27 protein-coding genes are annotated in these 21,769 nt (G+C 50.4%); 6 read left to right on the top strand and 21 right to left on the bottom strand.

Annotated elements, in window-relative coordinates; all coding sequences use genetic code 11:
* Positions 1–21: 21 nt before the first annotated feature.
* The 4 genes from IPL17_RS01830 to IPL17_RS01815 all read right to left on the bottom strand — a co-directional run bounded on the left by IPL17_RS01830 (position 22) and on the right by IPL17_RS01815 (position 2,940).
* Positions 22–534: a polymer-forming cytoskeletal protein gene (locus IPL17_RS01830; RefSeq protein ID WP_345305372.1), complete on the bottom strand. Its 513-nt coding sequence runs from the start codon at positions 532–534 to the stop codon at positions 22–24.
* Positions 535–624: 90 nt separating this feature from the next.
* A complete protein-coding gene (locus tag IPL17_RS01825) occupies positions 625–1,425 on the bottom strand; it encodes an enoyl-ACP reductase (protein ID WP_345305371.1) in 801 nt (266 codons plus the stop codon).
* A gap of 101 nt (positions 1,426–1,526) precedes the next feature.
* Positions 1,527–1,997 carry a DNA-3-methyladenine glycosylase gene (locus IPL17_RS01820; protein WP_345305370.1) on the bottom strand — a complete coding sequence of 157 codons (471 nt, stop codon included), beginning with the start codon at positions 1,995–1,997 and terminating at the stop codon, positions 1,527–1,529.
* A 19-nt stretch (positions 1,998–2,016) separates the two neighbouring features.
* A complete protein-coding gene (locus IPL17_RS01815) occupies positions 2,017–2,940 on the bottom strand; it encodes an NAD-dependent epimerase/dehydratase family protein (RefSeq protein ID WP_345305369.1) in 924 nt (307 codons plus the stop codon).
* Positions 2,941–3,114: 174 nt separating this feature from the next.
* Between IPL17_RS01815 and IPL17_RS01810 the strand changes: the two genes are divergently transcribed.
* The 5 genes from IPL17_RS01810 to typA all read left to right on the top strand — a co-directional run bounded on the left by IPL17_RS01810 (position 3,115) and on the right by typA (position 7,808).
* A complete protein-coding gene (locus IPL17_RS01810) occupies positions 3,115–3,462 on the top strand; it encodes a roadblock/LC7 domain-containing protein (protein ID WP_345305402.1) in 348 nt (115 codons plus the stop codon).
* 15 nt (positions 3,463–3,477) lie between these two features.
* Entirely contained in the window at positions 3,478–4,113 is a 636-nt protein-coding gene (locus IPL17_RS01805; protein WP_345305368.1) for a V4R domain-containing protein, read from the top strand.
* A 17-nt stretch (positions 4,114–4,130) separates the two neighbouring features.
* A complete protein-coding gene (locus IPL17_RS01800) occupies positions 4,131–4,985 on the top strand; it encodes a response regulator (RefSeq protein ID WP_345305367.1) in 855 nt (284 codons plus the stop codon).
* A gap of 8 nt (positions 4,986–4,993) precedes the next feature.
* Positions 4,994–5,734, top strand: coding sequence for a polyprenol monophosphomannose synthase (locus IPL17_RS01795; protein WP_345305366.1), 741 nt, complete (start codon positions 4,994–4,996; stop codon positions 5,732–5,734).
* A 217-nt stretch (positions 5,735–5,951) separates the two neighbouring features.
* A complete protein-coding gene (typA, locus tag IPL17_RS01790; protein ID WP_345305365.1) occupies positions 5,952–7,808 on the top strand; it encodes a translational GTPase TypA in 1,857 nt (618 codons plus the stop codon).
* Between the two features lie 55 nt (positions 7,809–7,863).
* Here typA and IPL17_RS01785 read toward each other — a convergent pair whose 3' ends face one another.
* The 11 genes from IPL17_RS01785 to IPL17_RS01735 all read right to left on the bottom strand — a co-directional run bounded on the left by IPL17_RS01785 (position 7,864) and on the right by IPL17_RS01735 (position 16,997).
* Positions 7,864–8,520 (bottom strand): SH3 domain-containing protein, encoded by a 657-nt coding sequence (locus IPL17_RS01785; RefSeq protein WP_345305364.1) that lies wholly within the window; start codon positions 8,518–8,520, stop codon positions 7,864–7,866.
* A 93-nt stretch (positions 8,521–8,613) separates the two neighbouring features.
* Positions 8,614–9,246, bottom strand: coding sequence for a flavin reductase family protein (locus IPL17_RS01780; RefSeq protein WP_345305363.1), 633 nt, complete (start codon positions 9,244–9,246; stop codon positions 8,614–8,616).
* A 1-nt stretch (position 9,247) separates the two neighbouring features.
* Positions 9,248–10,606 (bottom strand): serine hydrolase domain-containing protein, encoded by a 1,359-nt coding sequence (locus tag IPL17_RS01775; RefSeq protein ID WP_345305362.1) that lies wholly within the window; start codon positions 10,604–10,606, stop codon positions 9,248–9,250.
* A gap of 4 nt (positions 10,607–10,610) precedes the next feature.
* Positions 10,611–11,774: a homogentisate 1,2-dioxygenase gene (locus IPL17_RS01770; protein ID WP_345305361.1), complete on the bottom strand. Its 1,164-nt coding sequence runs from the start codon at positions 11,772–11,774 to the stop codon at positions 10,611–10,613.
* 28 nt (positions 11,775–11,802) lie between these two features.
* Positions 11,803–12,282, bottom strand: coding sequence for a diguanylate cyclase (locus IPL17_RS01765; protein WP_345305360.1), 480 nt, complete (start codon positions 12,280–12,282; stop codon positions 11,803–11,805).
* A 32-nt stretch (positions 12,283–12,314) separates the two neighbouring features.
* A complete protein-coding gene (locus tag IPL17_RS01760; protein ID WP_345305359.1) occupies positions 12,315–13,202 on the bottom strand; it encodes a hypothetical protein in 888 nt (295 codons plus the stop codon).
* The gene (locus IPL17_RS01755) at positions 13,199–14,074 is read right to left on the bottom strand and encodes a fumarylacetoacetate hydrolase family protein (RefSeq protein ID WP_345305358.1); all 876 of its coding nucleotides are present in this window, start codon (positions 14,072–14,074) and stop codon (positions 13,199–13,201) included. Before IPL17_RS01755 ends, IPL17_RS01760 begins: the two co-directional genes overlap by 4 nt.
* Positions 14,075–14,129: 55 nt before the next feature.
* Positions 14,130–15,260, bottom strand: coding sequence for a 4-hydroxyphenylpyruvate dioxygenase (gene hppD, locus IPL17_RS01750; RefSeq protein WP_345305357.1), 1,131 nt, complete (start codon positions 15,258–15,260; stop codon positions 14,130–14,132).
* A 21-nt stretch (positions 15,261–15,281) separates the two neighbouring features.
* Complete coding sequence (locus IPL17_RS01745; protein ID WP_345305356.1) at positions 15,282–16,022, bottom strand: TIGR02206 family membrane protein; 741 nt, start codon at positions 16,020–16,022, stop codon at positions 15,282–15,284.
* A 46-nt stretch (positions 16,023–16,068) separates the two neighbouring features.
* A complete protein-coding gene (locus IPL17_RS01740) occupies positions 16,069–16,521 on the bottom strand; it encodes a protein tyrosine phosphatase family protein (protein ID WP_345305355.1) in 453 nt (150 codons plus the stop codon).
* Positions 16,518–16,997, bottom strand: coding sequence for a YbaK/EbsC family protein (locus tag IPL17_RS01735; protein WP_345305354.1), 480 nt, complete (start codon positions 16,995–16,997; stop codon positions 16,518–16,520). Before IPL17_RS01735 ends, IPL17_RS01740 begins: the two co-directional genes overlap by 4 nt.
* 21 nt (positions 16,998–17,018) lie before the next feature.
* Here IPL17_RS01735 and IPL17_RS01730 point away from each other — a divergent pair, with 21 nt between their 5' ends.
* Entirely contained in the window at positions 17,019–17,714 is a 696-nt protein-coding gene (locus IPL17_RS01730) for a class I SAM-dependent methyltransferase (protein ID WP_345305353.1), read from the top strand.
* A 19-nt stretch (positions 17,715–17,733) separates the two neighbouring features.
* Here IPL17_RS01730 and IPL17_RS01725 read toward each other — a convergent pair whose 3' ends face one another.
* The 6 genes from IPL17_RS01725 to IPL17_RS01700 all read right to left on the bottom strand — a co-directional run bounded on the left by IPL17_RS01725 (position 17,734) and on the right by IPL17_RS01700 (position 21,678).
* Positions 17,734–18,294: a hypothetical protein gene (locus IPL17_RS01725; RefSeq protein WP_345305352.1), complete on the bottom strand. Its 561-nt coding sequence runs from the start codon at positions 18,292–18,294 to the stop codon at positions 17,734–17,736.
* 57 nt (positions 18,295–18,351) lie between these two features.
* The gene (locus IPL17_RS01720) at positions 18,352–18,816 is read right to left on the bottom strand and encodes an NUDIX domain-containing protein (protein ID WP_345305351.1); all 465 of its coding nucleotides are present in this window, start codon (positions 18,814–18,816) and stop codon (positions 18,352–18,354) included.
* Positions 18,817–18,895: 79 nt separating this feature from the next.
* Positions 18,896–19,735: a pirin family protein gene (locus tag IPL17_RS01715; RefSeq protein WP_345305350.1), complete on the bottom strand. Its 840-nt coding sequence runs from the start codon at positions 19,733–19,735 to the stop codon at positions 18,896–18,898.
* Positions 19,736–19,773: 38 nt separating this feature from the next.
* A complete protein-coding gene (locus tag IPL17_RS01710) occupies positions 19,774–20,160 on the bottom strand; it encodes a YkvA family protein (protein WP_345305349.1) in 387 nt (128 codons plus the stop codon).
* 130 nt (positions 20,161–20,290) lie between these two features.
* Positions 20,291–21,091, bottom strand: coding sequence for an AAA family ATPase (locus tag IPL17_RS01705; RefSeq protein WP_345305348.1), 801 nt, complete (start codon positions 21,089–21,091; stop codon positions 20,291–20,293).
* The gene (locus IPL17_RS01700) at positions 21,088–21,678 is read right to left on the bottom strand and encodes a deoxynucleoside kinase (RefSeq protein WP_345305347.1); all 591 of its coding nucleotides are present in this window, start codon (positions 21,676–21,678) and stop codon (positions 21,088–21,090) included. The genes IPL17_RS01705 and IPL17_RS01700 overlap by 4 nt, the downstream gene beginning before the upstream one ends.
* Positions 21,679–21,769 lie beyond the last annotated feature (91 nt).

Below are 21,769 nucleotides of genomic sequence, written 5' to 3'. Positions count from 1 at the left end.
AGACCTTTAGGGTCTGGAAAATTATTTCTCATCTTTGTTCTTACGCATTAATTTTTGAGTTGATTCAACGGCAGGGATGGAATTAGCTGCCTGCATGATCGATTCTGCTGTGGCTGCCTCTGAAGGTGTGGACTCGGGAGCAGGCTCAAGGTCAAGTTCGACGGTTTCTTCCATCCGAATTTGTCCACGCAGAAAAGCCCCTTCTTCCGTCACGAATGCAGTTGTAACCACATCCCCCCATACTCGTCCAGAAGCGCGGATTTCCAGTTTTTGAGTGGTGATGTTGCCGCGTACCGCACCTGCCACGATAACTGTGTTGGCACGCACGTTTTGGCAGGTCACACGTCCTGTCTCGCCGACGATCAGCATCCCGCGCAAGGCAATCTCGCCTTCGAACGCACCTTCGATGCGGACACCGCCTGAACCGTTGATACTGCCATGCCAGACGACGCCTGATCCTAGGATGGAAGTGATGCGCTCAACAGCCTGGACGGGTTGGGAGGTTTCTGTGGGGATGGTATTGCGTTTGAACATGTAAGTAATTTTACCGTAGAAAACAAAAAGGGCGGACTCTGCGTTGAAACGCGAGCCCGCCCAGATCTTCGATCATTAATCCCTGATTTTTTACTCGCTCTTCCCTTCTTCCTTCGCGCTCATCTGCACACCGACCGTATTGAAGCCGGAATCCACATATAATATTTCGCCAGTGATGCGTCTGGAGAGGTCCGAGGCAAGGAAAACTGCCGAGTTGCCAACATCTTCGATTGTCACATTCTCACGCATGGGAGACATGTCCGCGAAGTGCTTGTACATATCGCGGAAACCGCCCACGCCCGCCGCCGCTAACGTACGGATCGGTCCGGCTGAGATCGCATTCACGCGGATCTTTTGAGGACCAAGGTCATATGCCAGATATCTTGTGGATGATTCCAGCGCGGCCTTGGCTACGCCCATTACATTGTAATGCGGTGCGACTTTGACCGAGCCGTAGTAGGTCAGACACATGACTGAGGCGTTGGGATTCAGAATTGGCAAAAAGGCATTGGTCAATGCCACAAAGGAGAATACGCTGATGTCCATCGCGGTTCTAAATCCATCACGGCTGGTTGCGTAATATGGCTTGCTCAATTCTTCGCGCCCCGCAAAGGCGATCGAGTGAACTAGTACATCGATCTTTCCAAAATGGTTGGCCGCTTTTTCTGCGGTCAGCGCGATCTGATCATCCTTGGTAACATCGCACTCTTCAACCCATTTGCAGTCGACTTGTTCAGCCAGCGGTTTTACTCGTTTTTCCAGCATCTCACCCGCGTAGCTGATACCAATATTCGCACCCTCGCGTTTGAAAGCCTGCGTAATGCCCCAGGCAATGGATCGTTCGTTTGCGAGTCCAAAAATTAAAGCATTTTTTCCATCCAGCAATCCCATGTTAATCTCCTCGATAATTTAATAAAAAACGCCAGGGTTTGGACAACCAAGGCTCTGGTGTTTTATTTAAACCCACCCGAGGGCCAATCGTCACGCTTTTTTCAGGGAAGGATTGCCCAGTCTCGATCCATAAACTGGAATTTGCTTCTGTCAAATTGATATTGTTCTCGCTTTTGGTAATGCCCATGGCCTGGGTCAATTTGCCCCGGACCCAATGTATCACGACCTTGACGCCGTGTCGCCATCTCCTCGATTCCCTCGATTGGGTGTATTGCGCGGATCAGTACGGCCGCGGGGAATCCCTCTTTTTCCGTGACAGCATTCAGCATCCAATGGTTTCCATAGGTGAAATAAACATACGCGTGTCCCGGCGGACCGAACATTGGCGCCGTGCGGATTGTCCTGCCCGCCTTTGCATGGCTGGCTAGGTCATCAAAGCCAAAGTACGCTTCGGTTTCAGTGATCAAGCCGACTAATTTCACCCCATCCAAAATCCGCACCAGCCGCGCGCCAAGCAAACTCCGTGCAACGGTCAACGTGGGATGGGTATAAAAAGTGCTGGGAAGAATCATAAAGTTTTTTGTGTAAACCTTATTTAAATCGAGCGTCCCGTTGCAGGGTTAACCGCAGTCCATCCTCTAATTTGATCGAAGGTTGGAAGCGTAATTTTTCCTTCGCCAGATTCATGTCTGCCCTCATACGGGAGACTCCGCCTGATGTTTGGCTGTTGTAAACTACATTGGTTTTGCTGTTTGAAACATCTAATACTGTGCGGATCAGTTCCTTGATCGAGGTTTCGACTCCAGAGCCAATGTTGATGACCAGATTGTTGATATTCGGCGCGGTGGATGCGGCAGCCATTGCACTGACAACATCATCTACATATATATAATCGCGGGTCTGGTTTCCATTGCCATGTGCGACCAGCGTTCCGCCGCGCATAGCCTGGCGAAGGTAATGCGGCACAACCGGTGGGTGTGATGGCGGCAGGTGTTGACCTGGTCCATACGCATTAAATATTCTCAGGCTGACAGTTTCGATCCCCCATAATCCGCCAATTGTGCGAACGTAATACTCTGCGGCGAGTTTTGAGACAGCGTAGGGTGAGCGTGGATTGGGTGTGGCGGACTCTATTAGTGTTGAGTCTCCCAGATCGCCGTATACAGCTCCGGACGATGCCAGAACGACTCGTTTGACTCCCACGTCACGGATCGCTTCCATCAGAGCCACTGTTCCGCCCACGTTGACAGCATTATAGTCGCGCGGATATAGCACGGATTCTTGAACCGAAACACGTGCCGCGAGATGGTAAACCACATCCACGTCCTGAAGCAATGTCCATAATTTGGGACGGTCATTCACATCCCCGCGTGTAAAGTGGACATCCGGCACAAGAGCCTGAGGATCCCCAGTAGAGAGATCGTCCAATCCACGGACCTGGTGTCCCTCGCGGGCTAGGTGATTTGCAAGAGAAGAGCCGAGGAATCCCGCGGCTCCGGTAATTAATAAGTTCATAAAGAAAATTATACTCGTAATATTGTCGCTTGTTTTTGATGCCCCACAAGATACCGAACTTGACACAATGATAGCCATGTTCTAAAATAGAAAGTGCCTTAAATCAGCGTCTAGAAATCAAGGGCGTTTATTTTTCATTAGGAGGGCCGGTTGACTAAAAATCGAACGCAACTCATGGTAGATCGCCTGCGTGAATTACAGGCTTCATCGCCAGACATAGAGGCATCCGCTGTGGTTAGTGTTGACGGTCTTAGTATTGCGTCTGCCCTTCCGCAAGGTGTGGAGGAAGATCGCGTTTCAGCCATGTCTGCGGCCATGCTTTCATTAGGCGAACGTATTGCAAGTGAATTGGGGCGCGGTACTTTGGAACAGGTCTATATTAAGGGCTTGAAAGGGTATGTTGTTTTGATGTCTGTCGGTGATGAAGCTGTTCTTACCGCTTTGGCGCGTGAACAAGCCAAACTTGGCTTGATCTTCCTTGATATGCGCCGTGCCGCCGAAGATCTATCGAAGTTGATTTAGTTAGTGGAGTTGCCAATGCCCCCCCTTCAAAAAAGTGGAATGTATTACCCTAATAAATTTGGCCTGATTACGATCAAGTCATTGGAAGAGGTCATGGGGAAGAATGGATTAAATGCCATTTTAAACCTGGCTGGTTTGAATCATTATATAGAAAACTATCCCCCCGATAATTTAGACAAAGGCTTCGATTTTGCAGAGCTCTCTGCCATCGGTTCTTCCCTGGAAGAAATGTACGGTCCGCGCGGCGGGCGTGGATTAGCCCTGAGAGCCGGACGTGCTACTTTTTCTGATGCGCTTAAGAATTTTGGCGCCTTGGCTGGCGCAGCGGATCTAGCATTTGTTGTCCTTCCGCTTCAATCCAAGCTGAGAATTGGCCTGCCGGCTTTTGCCAAGATATTCACCCAATTAAGTGACCAGCAGACTACCGTGGAAGAGAAGGATACAGAATGGGTGTGGACCATCCATAAATGTCCATGTTGTTGGGGGCGTACAGGTGTGGACAAACCTGTCTGCTTTATTTCCACAGGTCTTCTGCAGGAATCGCTCAAGTGGGTCTCCGGCGGGAACGAATTTCGAGTAAACGAATCCAAATGCATCGCTGCCGGCGATACTGTTTGCGAATTCATTGTACAAAAAGAGCCCACTTCATAACAATAAAAAGGTCTGGCGTGACAGACATCAAGCCCAAAATATTAATCATTGAAGACGACTTGGACGTGGCAGAAATGCTGAACGCCTATTTTCGCGTCCAAGGTTATGAAGTGTTCACCGTCAATTGGGGCGAAGACGGGGTGCGCTCCTGTCAGACCGTACATCCTGATATTGTTATTCTAGACATTCGGCTTCCCGATATAGACGGTTATGAAGTAGCACGCCGGGTACGGGGTGACCGCCGTACAGCCGATATTCCCATTATCTTCCTTACCGAAAAACGCGATCGCGCAGACCGTATGCAAGGGCTTGAACTTGGCGCGGACGATTACATCACCAAGCCTTTTGATGTGCAGGAATTACGTTTGCGTGTGCGTAACGCACTTAAACGTGTGCATCAGGGGTCCCTCACCAATCCTATTACGGGTTTACCAGAGGGCGCCGTGGTCGATGAAAAACTTTTCGAAGTGATCGGTAAAGAAGGGCTTAGCCTGCTTTTTGTGTCGATCGAAAATATGGATGCCTTCCGTGAGGCGTATGGCTTTGTCGCATCTGATGATGTTCTGCGCGCCATTAGTTTTATGATCGTCAATACCATGCGGGAAGCCGGCCGGCCGGAGGATTTCCTCGGGCATTTAAACACTGCTGATTTCATCCTCGTTCTGTCGCAATCGAATCTTGCCTCGCTGAGTGAAAAATTACGTGCCCGTCTTACACAATCTGTGGAATATTTCTATCCGGTCAGAGACCGGGATCAGATGGCAAAAAACGAATTACGTCTTGTCTCAAAACTGGCGGAGATCGCTTCTCTTAAGGATCAATTTACAACGGTTGATCAAATTAAAGCTGAGCTGATGCGCCTGGTGGAATAGGAGTTTGATTGCAAATTACAGTTATCACACCTACATATAACGAAGCGGAGAACCTGCCCAAACTGGTCTCCGCTTTATTTTCGCTTCCGCTTGATTTGAGCTTGTTGATCGTGGATGACAACAGCCCTGATGGAACTGGGAAATTGGCGGATGATCTGGCCAAAAAATATCCTGGCCGTGTGGAGGTTCTTCATCGGCCGGGAAAGATGGGCTTGCGGTCGGCTTATCTGAATGGGTTTCAGAAAATATTAAATGGGGATGCGCAGGTATTGGTCCAGATGGATGCGGATTTTTCCCACGATCCGGCCGCCCTGGTCGAGATGTCGAAACTCCTCGAGTCTTGTGATGTGGTCCTCGGTTCACGGTATGTGCCCGGCGGTTCAGTAGACAAGAACTGGCCGCTCTGGCGAAAAAATCTCTCGGCATTTGGTAATTTTTATGCACGCACCATCCTGGGGCTTCCATTACATGATGTAACCACGGGCTATCGCATGTGGCGGCGCGAGACTCTGCAGCAAATGCCGGTGGAACGTATACAATCCAGCGGCTATGTTTTTTTGGTCGAGATGATGTATCTCGCGCATTGTCTGCAGTTCAAGATCGGAGAGTCTCCCATTTATTTTGCAGATCGCCGCTGGGGGAAATCGAAAATGTCTCTCAAGATCCAAATGGAAGCCGCAATGCGAATCTGGCAGGTGTTATGGAATTTTCGAGACCTGAAAAAAGCGGGCACTGCTGGCAGACTGTAATTGATTTTTGTTCAGGTAAATCCCTGCCCAAATTATCAGGTATCTGATAGAATATAACCCGCACGCCGACCCTTCGACTACGTTTAGGAGTACTTCAAACCCTCGGCTTTCCCGTCGGGGGTTTTTGTGTGTATACCATCAAAGGGCGGGAGTTCCCGTCTTTTTTGTGTCAACCAATGTTTAGAGCGACCGCTGAGTCGCATCCATAGGAATAACCATGCAAATCGAAAGAAAAGACCTTCGTAACATCGCCATTATCGCACACGTTGACCACGGCAAGACCACCCTTGTGGACGGCCTGCTTGGTCAATCTCATACCTTCCGCGAAAACCAGCGCGTTGAAGAACGCGTGATGGATTCAAATGATCTCGAACGCGAGCGCGGCATTACCATTCTCGCCAAGAATACAGCGATCACACTCAACGATCCAATCACCAATCAACCCATCAAGATCAATATCGTGGATACTCCCGGGCATGCCGACTTCGGCGGGGAAGTGGAACGTGTTATGAACATGGTGGATGGCGTTCTTTTGCTTGTGGATGCGGCGGAAGGTCCCATGCCGCAGACACGCTTTGTTTTAAAGAAGGCTCTTTCAATGGGACACAAAGCCATCGTTGTGATCAACAAAGTGGACCGTAAAGATGCCGAGCCCGCTCGTGTGCTTAACGAAACTTTTGACCTTTTCATCGAGCTTGGCGCCACAGAAGAACAGGCGGATTTCCCTGTTGTTTATGCTCAGGCGACTGCTGGAAAAGCGGGTCTTACTCCTGACCTCGGAGATGATCTACAGCCCTTGTTTGACGTGATCCTCAAGCATATCCCCGCCCCAAAAGTGGATCCTGAAGCGCCTTTGCAGTTACTAGTCACCATGTTGGGCTACGACGATTACCGCGGCGTGACCGCAATTGGGCGCGTCTTTGCCGGCACGATCAAAGCTGGACAGAAAATGGCGCGCATGAAATTGGATGGCAGCATCCTACCCGAGAGCGCGCGTTATCTTTACACCTTTAAAGGTTTGAACAAAGTTGAAATTGATGAAGTTCAAGCCGGTGATATCATCTCTCTCGCCGGGTTGGAAGGGATCGCCATCGGTGAGACACTTGCCGACCCGAATTCGCCCGTCGCTTTGCCGACCATTAAAGTTGAAGAACCAACTGTCCGCATGACCTTTGGTGTGAACACTTCTCCTTTTACCGGTAAGGAAGGGACGTGGGGTACTTCACGCAAGCTGCGTGAACGATTGTTTGAAGAACTGCGCACCAATGTTTCCCTGCGTGTGGAAGAAACCGAATCCGCCGAAAACTTCCTGGTTTCCGGTCGCGGTGAATTGCATTTGGGTATTCTTATCGAGACCATGCGCCGTGAAGGTTATGAATTCCAGGTATCACGTCCTGAGGTTATTTATCACAAAGCGGATGATGGTGCATTGCTTGAACCATTTGAAGAAGTGCATGTTGAAACCAGTAACGATACAGTCGGCGTTGTTGTGGAAATGCTTGGGAGCAGACGCGGCAAAATGATGGAAATGGCAGACGCAGGTCAGGGAATGACGCGTATTGTGTATATCGTCCCGACCCGTGGTTTGCTTGGTTTCCGTTATCAATTCCTCACATCCACCCGCGGCGAAGGTGTGATGCATACGATCTTCAATGGGTACGATGAATTGGCCGGCGCGATCACATCACGCACCAAAGGGTCCATTGTTGCATGGGAAGCTGGAACGACAACTGCCTACGCCCTGAAAGCTGCCGAGGAACGCGGTCAGTTATTTGTCGGGCCTGGTGTCGCAGTGTACGAAGGTATGGTGGTGGGTGAAAATGCACGCGGTGGTGATCTGTCTGTCAACGTGTGCAAAAAGAAACACCTGACAAATATGCGCGCCTCCGGCGGTGATATGGAAATCCGCCTCGTACCGCCCCGACAGATGTCTCTGGACGAAGCGATCGAATATCTCTCTGATGATGAATTGCTCGAGATCACCCCAGAGTCATACAGAATCCGCAAGCGTATTCTGTCAACAGATGAACGCGGCAAGCAAACCAAGAAATCAAAAGAACAACTCGAAGCTTAAATCAAAATCCCCAATGTCAATTGACATTGGGGATTTTTTATTTTTCACGAATTCATTATGGACAGGTAATATTTGCAGTGGCGCTGTTGGATTTCCCGATTGGATTATAGGCTTGAATTTGATAACCCACACTCTGACCTGAATTAAGCGGGATCGTCTCAGCAAAATTTGTGGAGTTGGCGGGTAGTTCGGCAGCGATCTCGCCATTTCGCAAGACGCGATAGCCCGTTTCGTTATCCGCTTTATCGCTCCAGGTTAAAGCGATATCCGCCTGTCCCGGTCCATAGCATAAAAACGACCAGCCATTGTTGGGAAAGGTGGGTGCTTCAGGGATGTCTCCCTCTGGTGTGGGCGGCGCAGTGACCGTGGGTACTGCTTTGAAATCTCCCGAGGGGGTAGTAAATTCACCGGATAACCAGCATTGCCCCAGGGTTGTATTTACGATCCAATAATTAGGCGGGAAGAATCCAACGATCTGTACTTGATCTGCTGGAAGTATTTGAGTAATGCGTTCATAATTAACACCGGGACCGCTGCGACAGTTGGTAACATCACCGACACTTGCCATGGCTGGCCCGGAAGGATTGGGAGTGGAGATCGTTGGCGTAGCTGCCTGTGTTTCGCCCGTAACAATGGTTGGCGTACTTGCAAGCGTGGGAGTTGCCTGCGGAGTTTTAAGCGCAGCGTCAACGGTCAGTGCTGCGGCGGTCATCATGATCTCCTGTGAAGCCGCGCTGTCTTCCGGGAAAATTACAGGCGGAGAGGAGCAGCCCAGTAAGAATTAAATATGCAAGAACGACTTTTTTCACACCTTCCCTCCCAAAATATTTTTTGGACGTTCGATCTCGATGATATCGGTCACGCGGCAGTAGCTGTTTCCCATCAGTCGGCCAATGGGTTTCAGCGCTGATAAATTGATCTTATCTCTGCCGATCATGACTTCATCATTAGCATGGATATGAACAATGGTACCGATCACGATCGAACCGCCGCCCGGGTCGGTTCCGATCTCAATGATCTCGCGCAGTTTGCATTCAAAGTGGATCGGGCTTTCTGCTACGCGCGGCGGTTTGACAGAAACAGATGGGGCAAGGGTTACACCCGCATAATCGAATTCATTAAAATCCGCGGGCGCTTCAATGGATGATGCATTCATGGCTTGAAATAATTCATCCGTGACAATATTGACTACGAACTCTTTCGTGGCGCGGACATTGTTCAATGTGTCTTTTGCCTTTCCATCCGACCCGCGGACCGACGAACAGAATAAAACGGTTGGCGGATTGGAGCAGACGGCGTTGAAGAAGGAGAACGGAGCCAGGTTCGGGCGGCCGTCCATGTCAATGGTCGAGATCCAGCCGATCGGTCGGGGCAGAACCGAGCCGGTCATGATCTTATAGACAGATTGGTAGGGAATGGTTGCAGGGTCGAGTTCCATGTTATTCCATCTTTTTGTGAGCGCGCCCGCCGATGCGGAAGTATTCCACGCGTCCATTCTCGTCGCGGATGAAGTCACCCAAGGCGCCTTTATACGGCTCGTCCAATCCGATCATTTTATCTGTTTCGTAAAATGCAAAACGCATGGGCGGCAAGGCGGGGCCGGGCGGAGTCTCAGGCGTGGGAAATCCGCCGAGCGGGATGTGGTGATATACAATGTTTTTTCCTTTGAGTTTCAAGTCAAAACATTCCGTTCCGATCTTGTATCTGCCCAAGTATTCCTTGAGCTCATCCACAGGTTTTTCGATGGGCGACGGAGATTTTATTTTTGTGTTGAAGTACAGGTCGAGCGCCCAGCCGATCGTGTTGGCTGTGATGATGCCGCCTTCATCGCTGTTGGTCAGAATGGCGAGCGCGAAATCCTGTTCGGGGATGAAGAAGAGATAGGCTTGCTGTCCGTGCGTCGCGCCGCCATGACCATAGAACTTAACATTGCCAACTTCACGAATGAACCAGGTGATGCCCATATCGCCGCGCATACCGGCATTGACCTGTTTGACGCGCATGGCTTCCAGCGATTTCTTTTTGATAATTTTGTTGCCGCTGCCCATGTGGAAGCGCGCGTATGCGAGCAGGTCTTTCACGGTGCTGACCACACCGCCGATGCCGTTCCCGGCGCGCCCGATCGCCCAGGGACGCGCGACATGGAGCTTCTTGTTTTTAATGTAATGTCCGACCACAAAGCGATGCGTGAAGAGGATGTCACTTGGATAGAAGAATGACATCTTTAATTCAAGCGGGTCAAAGAGCATATCCTGCGCGGCTTGTTCATAAGATTTGCCTGTCACGATCTCAATGACACGAGCCGCAATATTGAAACCTGTATTGTTGTAAGACCAGATCTTCCCGAGCGGCTGGATCTGCGGAAGTTTGGCAATATCCTTCACCATTTTATCGAGCGCATCGTTGCCGTTGCCGAAGTCGTTGAAATAATCTCCGACCCAGCCTCCCATGTGGGTGAGCAGGTGGCGGATGGTGACTCGCTTTTCAACATTCTTATCCTGTAACTTGAAGTCTTTGATATATTTTTTGACAGGCGCATCAAGATCAACTTTGCCCTGCTCAACCAACTGCATCAGCATGGTGGCTGTGAATGTCTTGCTGATCGACCCGACTTGAAATAGCGTGTCGGGCGTGACTGGCAGCGGATTCTCGACACTGGTCACGCCGAACCCCGCGGAGTATTCCCTGCCTTTGTGCCAGATGCCAATTGCCACTCCGGGCACAGACAGCCGTTTCATATCTGAAACTATTTTTTGTGACAACTTTTTGAACTTGGGTTCTGTTGTAGATGTATTCATTGATCTATTCTCCGTCGCCTTCGAGCCAGGTGGACATATATTCAGGTTTTTCCATTTCCAATGCTTGTTTAGTCAGGTTCAATGGGTGGAAGGTATCCACCATAACAGCCAGTTCTTTTGTTTCCGATTTGCCAATGCTGGCTTCGGTCATGCCGGGCTGCGGGCCGTGTGACAGCCCGAACGGATGCAGGCTGATGTCACTGCGGTCAATGCCTTTGCGGCTCATGAAATTGCCTTCAGCGTAATAAAGAACCTCATCCGATTGAATGTTGGAGTGATTGTACGGCGCGGGGATGCCTTCGGGATGATAGTCAAACAGGCGCGGCACGAAGGAGCACACCACAAAATTATGTCCGTCAAAGGTTTGGTGGATTGGGGGCGGCATGTGCAGGCGTCCGGTGATCGGTTCAAAATCCTCGATGTTGAATATCCACGGATAGAGATAACCGTCCCAGCCAATGACATCGTGCGGATGGTAATCCAAAATGTGGCGGGATAATCTGTCGCGCACCTTGATGCGGACCTCAAATTCTCCGCGCTCGGTATGTGTTTCCAACTCTTCAGGAACGCGGATGTCCCGCTCGCAGTACGGCGAGTGTTCAAGCAGTTGGCCGTACTGATTGCGGTAGCGTTTGGGCGGTTCGATCTGACTTGGGTTTTCGATGGTGAAGAATTTACATTCTTCGTTTAGTTGCATTTGCCAGGTCACGCCGAAGGGAATCACGATGTAGTCGCCTTTGCGGAACGGTAAGCTGCCAAATTGACTCTTCAGTGTGCCGCTGCCATCATGCACGAACCAGGTCTCGTAGGCTTGCGAGTTGCGGTAGAAATAGTCCATGCTGTTTTGGGAGCGCGAGACGCCGAGGATGACATCGTTGTTGCCGAGGAGCGGGATCCGCCCGCTGACAGGATCAGCCCCGGGCGGAGTCTGAGCGGTTCTGAAGGCGCGGTGGCGGATCGGGCCGTAGTCCACATATTCAGGGCTGGCAGGACCGAGGTCTTCGATCATCTTCACGCGCGGCGGCAGGAAGTGATGATAAAGGATCGACTGGATCGAAGAGAAGCCTTCCAACCCCATCACTTCCTCGCGATACAATTTGCCGTCTGGTTTTTTAAATTGCGTGTGCCGCTTGTGGGGGATACTGCCGAGCTTATGATAAAAAGGCATTTTGCTCTCCGTGAGTTCTAACAATAAATTATGAGATCATGACGTACGTGTTTGGTCCTTTAAGTTTGGATTGCTTGAGCGCGGCTTCGACATTTTGAAAAATACCCGCGGTCGTAAGTGATGGACCGCCATTGTGGCTGGTGGCGCCAATGTGAAGCGAAAATGAGACTGAACCGAAGTTGGTTTCATATTTATTCTTAAAGACAGAAAGCAGTCTTTCGCAGACAGTTTCGGTGCCCGTGGAGTTTGTAGTGGGCAGCAGGACTTTGAATTCGCTTCCGTCAGCGGAGGTGATATCCACTGATCGGAGATGCGCATTGAGGGCCGAGATAAATACGGCGGGCGCAGCGCGCAGTGCGTCTGCATTGGATGCGTTGGGTGTCATTTCGATCTGGAGCATTCCCATGGGGCTCGGGTATCGCGCCGAGCGCGAGATCTCATATTCAGCCAGAATGCGGAATACGTCACTGCTGTAAACTTCTGAATCATGGATGGCTGTTTTTCTCATTCCTACCTCCGATTACTTTGAGATTGAGTATTTTATGGGACGCTGATCTTAATGGATTGTATCAGCGTATCCAGACTTGTTAGGGAAGGACTGAACGCGTTTGGGTCAGTGGTATTCAGTTTTTGTTTTGCCAATTCAAAATGCTGCGGCGTGTTCTCAAAGTTTTCCCAATCAAAGGGAATGCCGTCCGCTGGGAGCGGTGTTTCAGGATTTCCATCTGCTGAAAGAAAGGCGGCGTTGATCGGCAGAATGGCTGAGACGTAAAACGCGCCGTCGCTGGTTATTCCTTGAAATGTATAGAATAAACTATTGTTGTTCACAGGATATGGAGCCTGTGCGTATTGAGTTAGGAATCGGATCCCTGTTCCGCTTTGAAACTGAATGACTTGTTCATTGGAGTGAAAAATCTGCGCCGCGTTGAAGGCTGGTAAGAACGGCAGGTTTTCAGGCATGGGGGCGTTGGGAGAATTTACGATCGTTTTGAGTTCGTCAACAATGCCGCCCACATCTGGAACCATTTGAACGTACTCGCTGACCGGATAGACAAATATCCTGGGTTCATGGAAAGCGCCAGCCAGCGGATAACTCTGGATCAAATACTGGTTGTAGGCGGGACCGATCTCCCACCACGGCATGTCATTGGATGGCGGTACGGCTTCAATGAACTCGGCTTGGGCGCCGCTGCCAACTCCCATTGGAATGACAAAAGAAATATTGTTAACCGCCACCACTGTCCCGTTGATCTGGGTTGGCACAGGGACCTGCGTTTCAGCAGCGGGTGCAGTCACTGTCAGCGCTTGAAATGTTTCAGCGACGATGGTTTCCACACTTGGCTGTGTCGGGGCGGCGGCAGGTGTGAACAATCCGCATGCCAGTGTCAAAAATAATATTCCCGCCCATCCAAATAGTTTCCTTTTCATTTCTTCCCTCCGATCGTGTTCTTCAAGATCCCAATTCTTTCAATTTCAAGTTCCACGACATCGCCCTCGTTCAGCCATGGACCTTGTGTCTTCGTCAATTCCAATAAACATCCCGTGCCAACTGTTCCCGACCCGATCACATCGCCAGCTTGCAATTCACAGCTATCTGATACTCTCGCGATAATTTCTCCGAATGACCAGAATATATCTTTAAAATTCCCTCTGGACATTTCAACTCCGTTGACTTTTGCCGTCATGGTGAGATCGTACACGCCCGTTCGATCCACTGCTTTATCGGCAAGCGCTTCGCTCGTCACGATGACTGGTCCCAAAGACGAGGCGAAGTCCTTCCCTTTGGCGGGTCCAAGCCCAACTTTCATTTCTTCACGCTGTACATCCCGCGCTGACCAATCGTTGAAGATCGTGTACCCAAAAATATGTTTGGAAGCGTCTTCAGATTTTATGTTGATCCCGCCCTTGCCGATGATGACCGCGATCTCCAATTCAAAATCCAATGCCTGAGTGTAATGCGGATATGGGATCTCATCTTCAGGTCCGAAAATGCTGTTGGGATTGGTGTAATAGAAAACAGGGAACTTGTACCATTCCTCAGGCACTTCGCGTCCGCGGTTTTGATTGGCAGTTTTGACATGCTGTTCAAAGGCGTAGGCATCCCGCAATGTGTTTGGACGAAGCGGCGCATGAAATTTGACTTCATTCATTGCGAAGGAGACTTCAGGAAGTTGAATCTTGTCCGCGCCAGTTTGGATCACCGCGCGCATGTCGGGGAAGGGTAACGGGTAGACTCTGTTCTTTGAAACAAGGGCAGGCTGAGGCGCGGAGTGAGGCGTGCTGATGGTTGCGAATATCATGAGAGGAGTTGAATGTCAAAAGTTGAAAGTCGAAGGTCGGCAAGACTTTTGACATTTATAAGTTGCCGCGCCGTTCCTGTTCCAGTTCCAGTGACTCAAACAAGGCTTTGAAGTTGCCCTTTCCAAATCCCTGCGCGCCGTGTCTTTGGATGATCTCGATGAACATGGTGGGACGGTCTTGAATGGGACGCGTGAAAATTTGCAGGAGATAGCCTTCATCGTCCTTGTCAACCAGAATGCCGAGTTCCTTGATGGCTTTGTAATCTTCCTTGATCTTGCCGATGCGCTCGGGCAGCAATTCATAATAGGTGTCGGGCACGCGCAAAAATTCAACGCCGTTCATGCGGAGTTGTTCCACCGTATCGAGAATGTCACCGGTGATGATGGCGATGTGCTGTGCCCCGGGCGTGAGATAGTAATCGAGATATTCTTCGATCTGACTCTTGCGTTTGCCCTCGGCGGGTTCGTTGATCGGGAACTTGACGCGCCCGTTGCCGTTCTGCATGACCTTGGACATTAACGCGGAATATTCGGTTGAAATGTCCTTGTCGTCAAAGTGCATGAGCTGACGGAAGCCCATCACCTGATGATAAAAGTTGACCCATTGATTCATCTTGCCGAGTTGCACGTTGCCGACGATATGGTCAACGGCGGCCAGCCCTGCTGATTGGGTCGCTTTGTCTTTGATGGGGCGGTAGGTGGGGGCAAAGACTCCCTTGTACTGGGAGCGGTCTACAAAGACATGCAGGGTTTCACCATACGTGTAAATGGCGGAAGTGCGATAAATGCCGTGGTCATCTTTTTCTTCGCGCAGGCTCCACGCGGATTTAGCACCGCGGGAAGTGGTGGCCTGCCATGCTTTTTCGGCATCCTCCACTTCCATGGCGATGACCTTGACCCCGTCACCGTGCAGCATGTGATGCGACGCGAGCGGACTGGACGGCGAATACGGCGCGGACACAACGAAGCGCGCAGTCCCTGATTCCAGGACATAGGATGCGAATTCGCGGTTGCCAGTTTCCAGGCCTGAATACGCCACGGGTTTAAATCCAAAAGCCTTCCACCAGTAATACATGGCCTGTTTGGCATTGCCCACATAAAAGTGGACATGGTCAATGGCTTTGATCTGCAAAAAATCAGCTTCCTCGGTCATGGGGCGGATTTCTTCTTTTTCTTGTGTGGTCATGGTCTCTCCTTTGGGCTTGCCTTATGCGATTGCGGGGCTTTGTTTTGCCCGCCAGTCTTTGATCAGGAATGGAATGTAAAGGATAAAGAAAATGGCGAATCCGAGGGCTTCCATTTCAAAGATATACCACGGCCAGGGCGCGAGCGCGTCCAGCAGGGTGGGGAACGCTGGTTTGCCCGCCACAAAAAGGTAATTACTGCCGAGCGCCAGATTAAGGAAGAAGACGGGGATCATATAGATATTCGTCCAGATAAAAACACGCTTGAAGGATTGCAGGGTCGGACGGAATCCCTCGACCACGGTCATGTAAATGGCGATATTGATCAACAGTCCGTGCGCGAAGATGGTTTGCATCAGGCGGTAATGCGGGAAGTTGTACGCGGCGGCGTCGGCGGGAGTCAGTACGGCTTGCATGGCTCCGCCGATCCCCATGAAATAAACGAATTCATAGATCGCGTAATTCTTGGTCACCAGCATATAAGCCGAGAGCCAGATCAGCACGGCGCACATGTGCAAAGGCAGCATGGTCTGGACATTCCAGATGCCCCAATAAATCGACCAGATGTGCAGGGAGGTTTCGTTCACCACGATCGCGATCGCAAACACCCAGCGGACAATGTTCCTTTCCCTTTCACCCCAGACATTGCGGAAATACAAATAGGAAAAACAACACAGCGTAATGATGCCGATCGCGATCAGATGCGGCGTGCCAAAGAGAACAAACGGCGGACCATCATAGACCAGATCAAAATATTTTCCCATGTTGTGCTTCTCCTTGAATAAGTTTTTATCACTGGACAATCCCTCTTCAGGACTGTGACCTCAAACCTTTTTCAATAAACTCTTGCCAGACGGGATATTCAGCGGGATTCCATATTTTTTGCAGATCCCTGAAGGCGTTATTTTCCGCCCAGCCCAGATGATTGAAGCGATACAACGCGATGAAACCCGAAGCGCGGAAATTCGCCTGGCAATGGACAAGGATCTTTTCGTGCGGATGTTTATCCATCAGCGCGGCAAAATTGTTCAAGTCGTTTAAAGTCGGGTTGTCCCAATCCACGGGAATTTCATAATAGGTGATGGCTTGCGCCTCGACCAGTCCGCGCTCATCAGGCATCCAGCCTTCTGAATTGGAAGTGGCCAGATTGATCACAACCTGTATGCCGTCTTGAGCAATGGATGAAATTTGCTGCGGGGTTGGCATCCCGCTGCTGAACAGCCTGTCACTTAGTTTTAGAAAATTGTAAATTTCTTCGATCATGGCTTTACCTGTGCGATCTTTCCATTTGTCATTATTTGAAGGTCTTCCGTCTTTAGTTCAAAGATGGCGTTCGGAGTTCCCGCCGCCGCCCAGATGGTTTGATACGGCAGGAAATCCTCATCGAGATAGGTTTCCATTTTTTCAGTATGACCGATGGGAGGCACGCCGCCGATGGCATAGCCCGTAACTGCTCTGACGAAATCGGCATCTGCACGGCCGATGGATTCCCCCGCGTACCCGCTGATACGTTTTTCATCCACGCGGTTCGCGCCGCTGGTCAGCACCAGGATCGGCTTGCCGCTGGTCTTGCCGCGAAAGATCAGTGACTTGACGATCTGTCCCAGCTCACAGCCTGCGCGGTCCGCGGCTTCCTGCGCCGTGCGCGTCGATTCAACATGCTCGATCACGTGATAGGTGTATCCAAGCGAGTTGAGTAAATTTTGTATCTTTTGAGCGGAAGGGGAGAGTTGGTCCATGGCGCACATTATAATTGTGATATGCCCACACAAGAAGAAATCTACAAGACTGAAGGGGACAAATACGAAGCGTTGATCGCCCGCGAAGATCATCAGGGAAATATCCTGCGCGCCCTGCGTGAGATCACTCTGCTTGAAAATCGCATCGTTTACGACCTCGGGGCTGGCACTGGACGATTGGCCTGTATGCTTGCCCCTTACGTTTCCCGCGTCCGCGCCTTTGATATTTCCGAAGAGATGCTGCGGGTCTGCCGCGAAAAATTCACCGCCAGCGGATTGACCAATTGGCAGGTGGATGTCGCCGATCATCGCCAACTGCCAGTGGAAGATGCATCTGCTGACCTGGTAGTCTCAGGCTGGAGCGTTGCCTATCTCGCCGAATGGAATCCTCTATCCGCGCGGACTGAGTTGGAAAAATGGCTGGGCGAAATGAAACGCGTCTTAAGACCGAACAGCTACATCGTCCTGTTTGAATCGCTGGGCACGGGCAACGAGTCGCCGATCAAGCTGGAACATCTCAAGGAGTATTATCCCTGGCTGGATGAAGTCGGTTTCCAGCATAAATGGATCCGCACAGACTACAAATTTGATTCGATTGAAGAAGCCGAATTCCTTTCGCGTTTTTTCTTTGGCGATGAGTTGGGGGATAAGGTGAAGAAGAATAATTGGGTGATCCTGCCTGAATGCACCGGTGTTTGGTGGATGAAGGTGTTGTAGGGGCGAGGTCACCTCGCCCCTATATTTGAATTCTGAATTTATTCTTGATCGCCATAACCAGGCCGGTCAATATTAATAAAATGCTCGCGCCTGCGAACAGCCATTTGACTGTAGTCAGGAGCATGAGAATCCACGCGAACGCTGTCGGTTGCGATGGAAATACCGAGAGCAGGATCACAATAACGATGTTTTCAAACAGATCAAAGAACCACGCGCCCAAAGGCATGATGTTGTATTTTCGCATCGGGCTGCTGGATGCAAATCCACGTTGAAAAAGCCATGAGATTAACAAGCCGAAGAAAAATAGATACACAATGGGGTAGATGATATCCACCGTCAGTTCCACATTGCGATAGAACGGGCGGTTGAATTCGCCATATCTTTCGATCATGCCGAATATTTTTTCTGGCGGGGCAAAGAGCATCAGGTCGAGCGGCATCACCCCGCCTTTGCCATCCTGCAGCATGCCTTGAATGAGGGGCAAAAGAAATCCGCCGAAGAACGCATCCAATATGAACAGAACGATGATCAGCCAGCCCTTTGTCCATTTGTAAAAACGATCTGATAAGTTTGCAAGCATAGCGCCTCCGATAAAGTTATATAGAGAACACTTGCAGATTTATAAAGTGGCGAAAGATCATTTGATCAACGTCTCGCCGCCGATGAGTGCATCTTCCACGCGGGCTTTGTGATTGGCGTGTATGGGCATGTTCTCCATCTCGGCCAGTGAAAAATAGCCTGCGTCGGTTGTTTCGTCGCTCAGTCCAAGTTCACCTTCGATGATCTCTGCTTCAAAACTCATGATCACAAAGAATGCCTTGTTTCCATCACGGTAAATGACCAGTTGATTTGGATCGCTGTACACACCGATCAGGCGCGTCACGCGCACATTCAAACCTGTTTCCTCCAACACTTCCCTTTCACATGCCTCAGCCGCAGACTCGCCCGACTCCATGTGACCGCCTGGCAGGCACCAGCGTCCATTGTCTGTGCGTTTGGTGAGCAGAACCTTTTCACGTTTTTCATCGAAGATGGTTGCCGAGCATCCAACCCGAAGTTCGCCTTGCTTGCCAAGTCTTTCGCCGTACAGCACCTGTGTCATGTTTTCTCCATGGATTGATAGAAAAAAAAGAGACCACCAAATTATATCTGGTGATCTCTTTTTCATTGTGAATATGAAATTACTTTACGAACGTTCCGTTGCGCAGGTCTTGGATCGCCTGTTGAATTTCTTCGACGGTGTTCATGACGAACGGTCCGTAGGGAACGATGGGCTCCTTGAAAGGCGCGCCTGAGATGAGCATGAACTGCACCCCGCTCTCGCTCTTAACTTCGATCTGGTCGCCGTCATCGTTGAAGACAACCATGCTGACGGATTCGACAATTTGCTCACCAAATTCGCCCGTGCCTTCGAAGACGTACGCGAGGGTGGTGTGTCCGCTTGGGACTGGATAAATGAAACTCGAACCGGGTGCCAGCTTCACGTCCATGTAAAGAGGCGAGGCGGCGATCTCGGTCACAGGTCCACGGACACCGTCAAATTCTCCAGCCACGAGTCGAATGGTCACTCCATCCTTTTCAACCACGGGGATGGCGTTGGCAGCGACTTCCTGATAGCGCGGTTGACTCATCTTTTGCGCGGCGGGCAGGTTCACCCAGAGTTGAAATCCGTAAATATTACCGTTTTCACTGCGACGGGGCATTTCCTCGTGCAGAATGCCGCGACCCGAAGTCATCCATTGCACATCGCCGGCGCCGATCTTGCCCGCATTGCCGAGGCTGTCGCGGTGGTTGACCGAGCCTTCGAGCATGTAGGTGACGGTTTCGATGCCGCGATGCGGGTGGGTGGGGAATCCGCGAATGGGACCTTCGAGCGGATTATTGAATGCAAAATGGTCAAAGAGCAGGAAGGGATCGTATTCGTTGCTGGCGCGCGGAGAGATGGAACGCCTTAATAAAACGCCCGCACCTTCGATAACGAGCTGTGGTTCGATAATGTGGGAAATGGTTCTGTTTGTCATGTGATATGGATGCGCTGAGATGGGTGGGTATTACGAAATCAATTTTGCACAATAAAAGCGATGATACATGCCGCAAGGAAAAGCCAGATCAAGACAATAATGACGGCGGCTATTCGATTTACAGGTTTGCCTTGACGAATGATCTCCTGTGCTTTCGCGCGGCTTTCGGTCATTACAATTGCCGGGATCATGGATATTGCGATCTTAATTCCAAAAGGAATTAAGATCAGATCATCCAAATATCCCAGCACGGGAATGAAATCCGGGATCAGGTCTATCGGGCTGAAAGCATATCCGACCACGCAAGCCGTAAAAACTCTTGCAGACCAGGGAACGCGCGGATCTTGATAGGCCAGATAGAGCGCGTAGACTTCGAGCTTCAGTTGACGGGCTTGCTGCTTCCAATGTTCAACGAATTCTCGCATTTAAAAAATCCTTAAAAAATATCAGCCGCCAGGATGAGGGGGGCATCCTAACGACTGATAGCTGTATTGTATGACAATTCGTTTATCTTTCCCGTCCTGGCTTGTTTTTGCACCTTGCGTTTTTGAAAGGTTATAAATGTCTGAGATACGCTTGCGGGTCATTCAGGAATGCCTTTGTTAAAGTGACATGCTCCAACTCTTCATACTTCACCCTGCGGATCTGCCCGCCGTCGAAACTTAATATCTCCGCGTCTGGGAATGCCATAATGATCGGTGAGTGGGTGGCGATGATGAACTGCGAATCCTGGGCGATCATTTGTTTGAGCGCGGAAAGAAATGCCAGTTGGCGGATGGGGGAAAGGGGCGCTTCAGGCTCATCAAGAAGATATAGCCCATTCGGAATAAAGCGCGATTGGAACAATGCCAGAAAACTTTCACCGTGCGAGCGCGTGTCCAGACCATCACCGTAGCGGCTCTTTATCGCGTGCAGTTCATTTGCATGCGGTAATTTCGCAAGGTCCTTGGCGAGTTTTGAACGACCCTTATATTCTTCCTCTACTTTTCTTAAGTCGTCTTCCAATTCCTGGCGGGTGTGCGCCATTTGTTTTGCGTATCCAAAGAAATCTTCTGCGCGTAAAAAGAAACCCCGGTGTGTGCGTTTTGTCCACGTGAGGCGCAGGTGGTTGGCAAGGCTGCGGACGTGCGCGAGTGACGGGTCGGTTTTTACGCTTTCACTTCCAACGGTCACAGAACCTGCCGCGCACGCGATGGTCTCCATCAAGGTGGATTTGCCTGAACCGTTCTCGCCGACGAAAAAAGTCACAGGCGCGTGGAACTCGATCTCCCGCAGTGCGCGGATGACAGGCACGTTGAAAGGAAAGCCCTCTTTTTCATTAGCATCTTTATTCGTGATGGAGCGCAGGTGGATCATGATCTAATTTTATCAAGAATGATGGGAACGCTGTGAGCGTAGTCCATGCCTTCGTGTGAGATATCGAGTCTGATGATCTGATCTTCTGAAATGGATTCCAGCCACTCGTTGGTGAATCTGCTTAACGACTCCGCATCTTCACTAGACGCGATATTGATCCTGTTTCGAGCGGACAGTCTCTCGCTGATGGTTTTGGCGGATGCGCTCAACGCGATGATCAAGTCCGGGGGCGGGAGCAGGCTGCGGGTCAATGTGTGGAAGCGCTGACAGAGATTGAATTCCTCATCGCTTAGCCATCCGTGCAAATGGAAGAGGCGCGTGAATCCGAAAAAATCCAGATCGAGTCCGCCATCCATTAATGCAGGTTTATCGCTTTGACGTAATATGTATTCCTGTTCTGCGCGAACCATCAGATAATCCATTTGATTTGCAAGCGCGTATTTCGGATCTTGTTTGAAAAGAGTTTGAAATGGCCGTTCACTGTGCTGCTCATACGCCATTGCAAAACCTTGTTTCTGGCATAAGGCGCGCGCCAGTGTGGTTTTGCCGACTCCGCTCGGGCCGACGATGATGATGAGTTTGTTCATGGGGTTTCTTATAGCACAGGGACCGGGCGCATACAAGTGTGAAAATATCAGATTGCTTATCTCCTGTTTACAAATTACAATATGAAAGGAT

The sequence above is a fragment of the Candidatus Villigracilis saccharophilus genome, from assembly GCF_016711665.1.
Note: the sequence above shows the minus strand (reverse complement) of the source record. Positions and strands in the feature narration are given on the sequence as shown.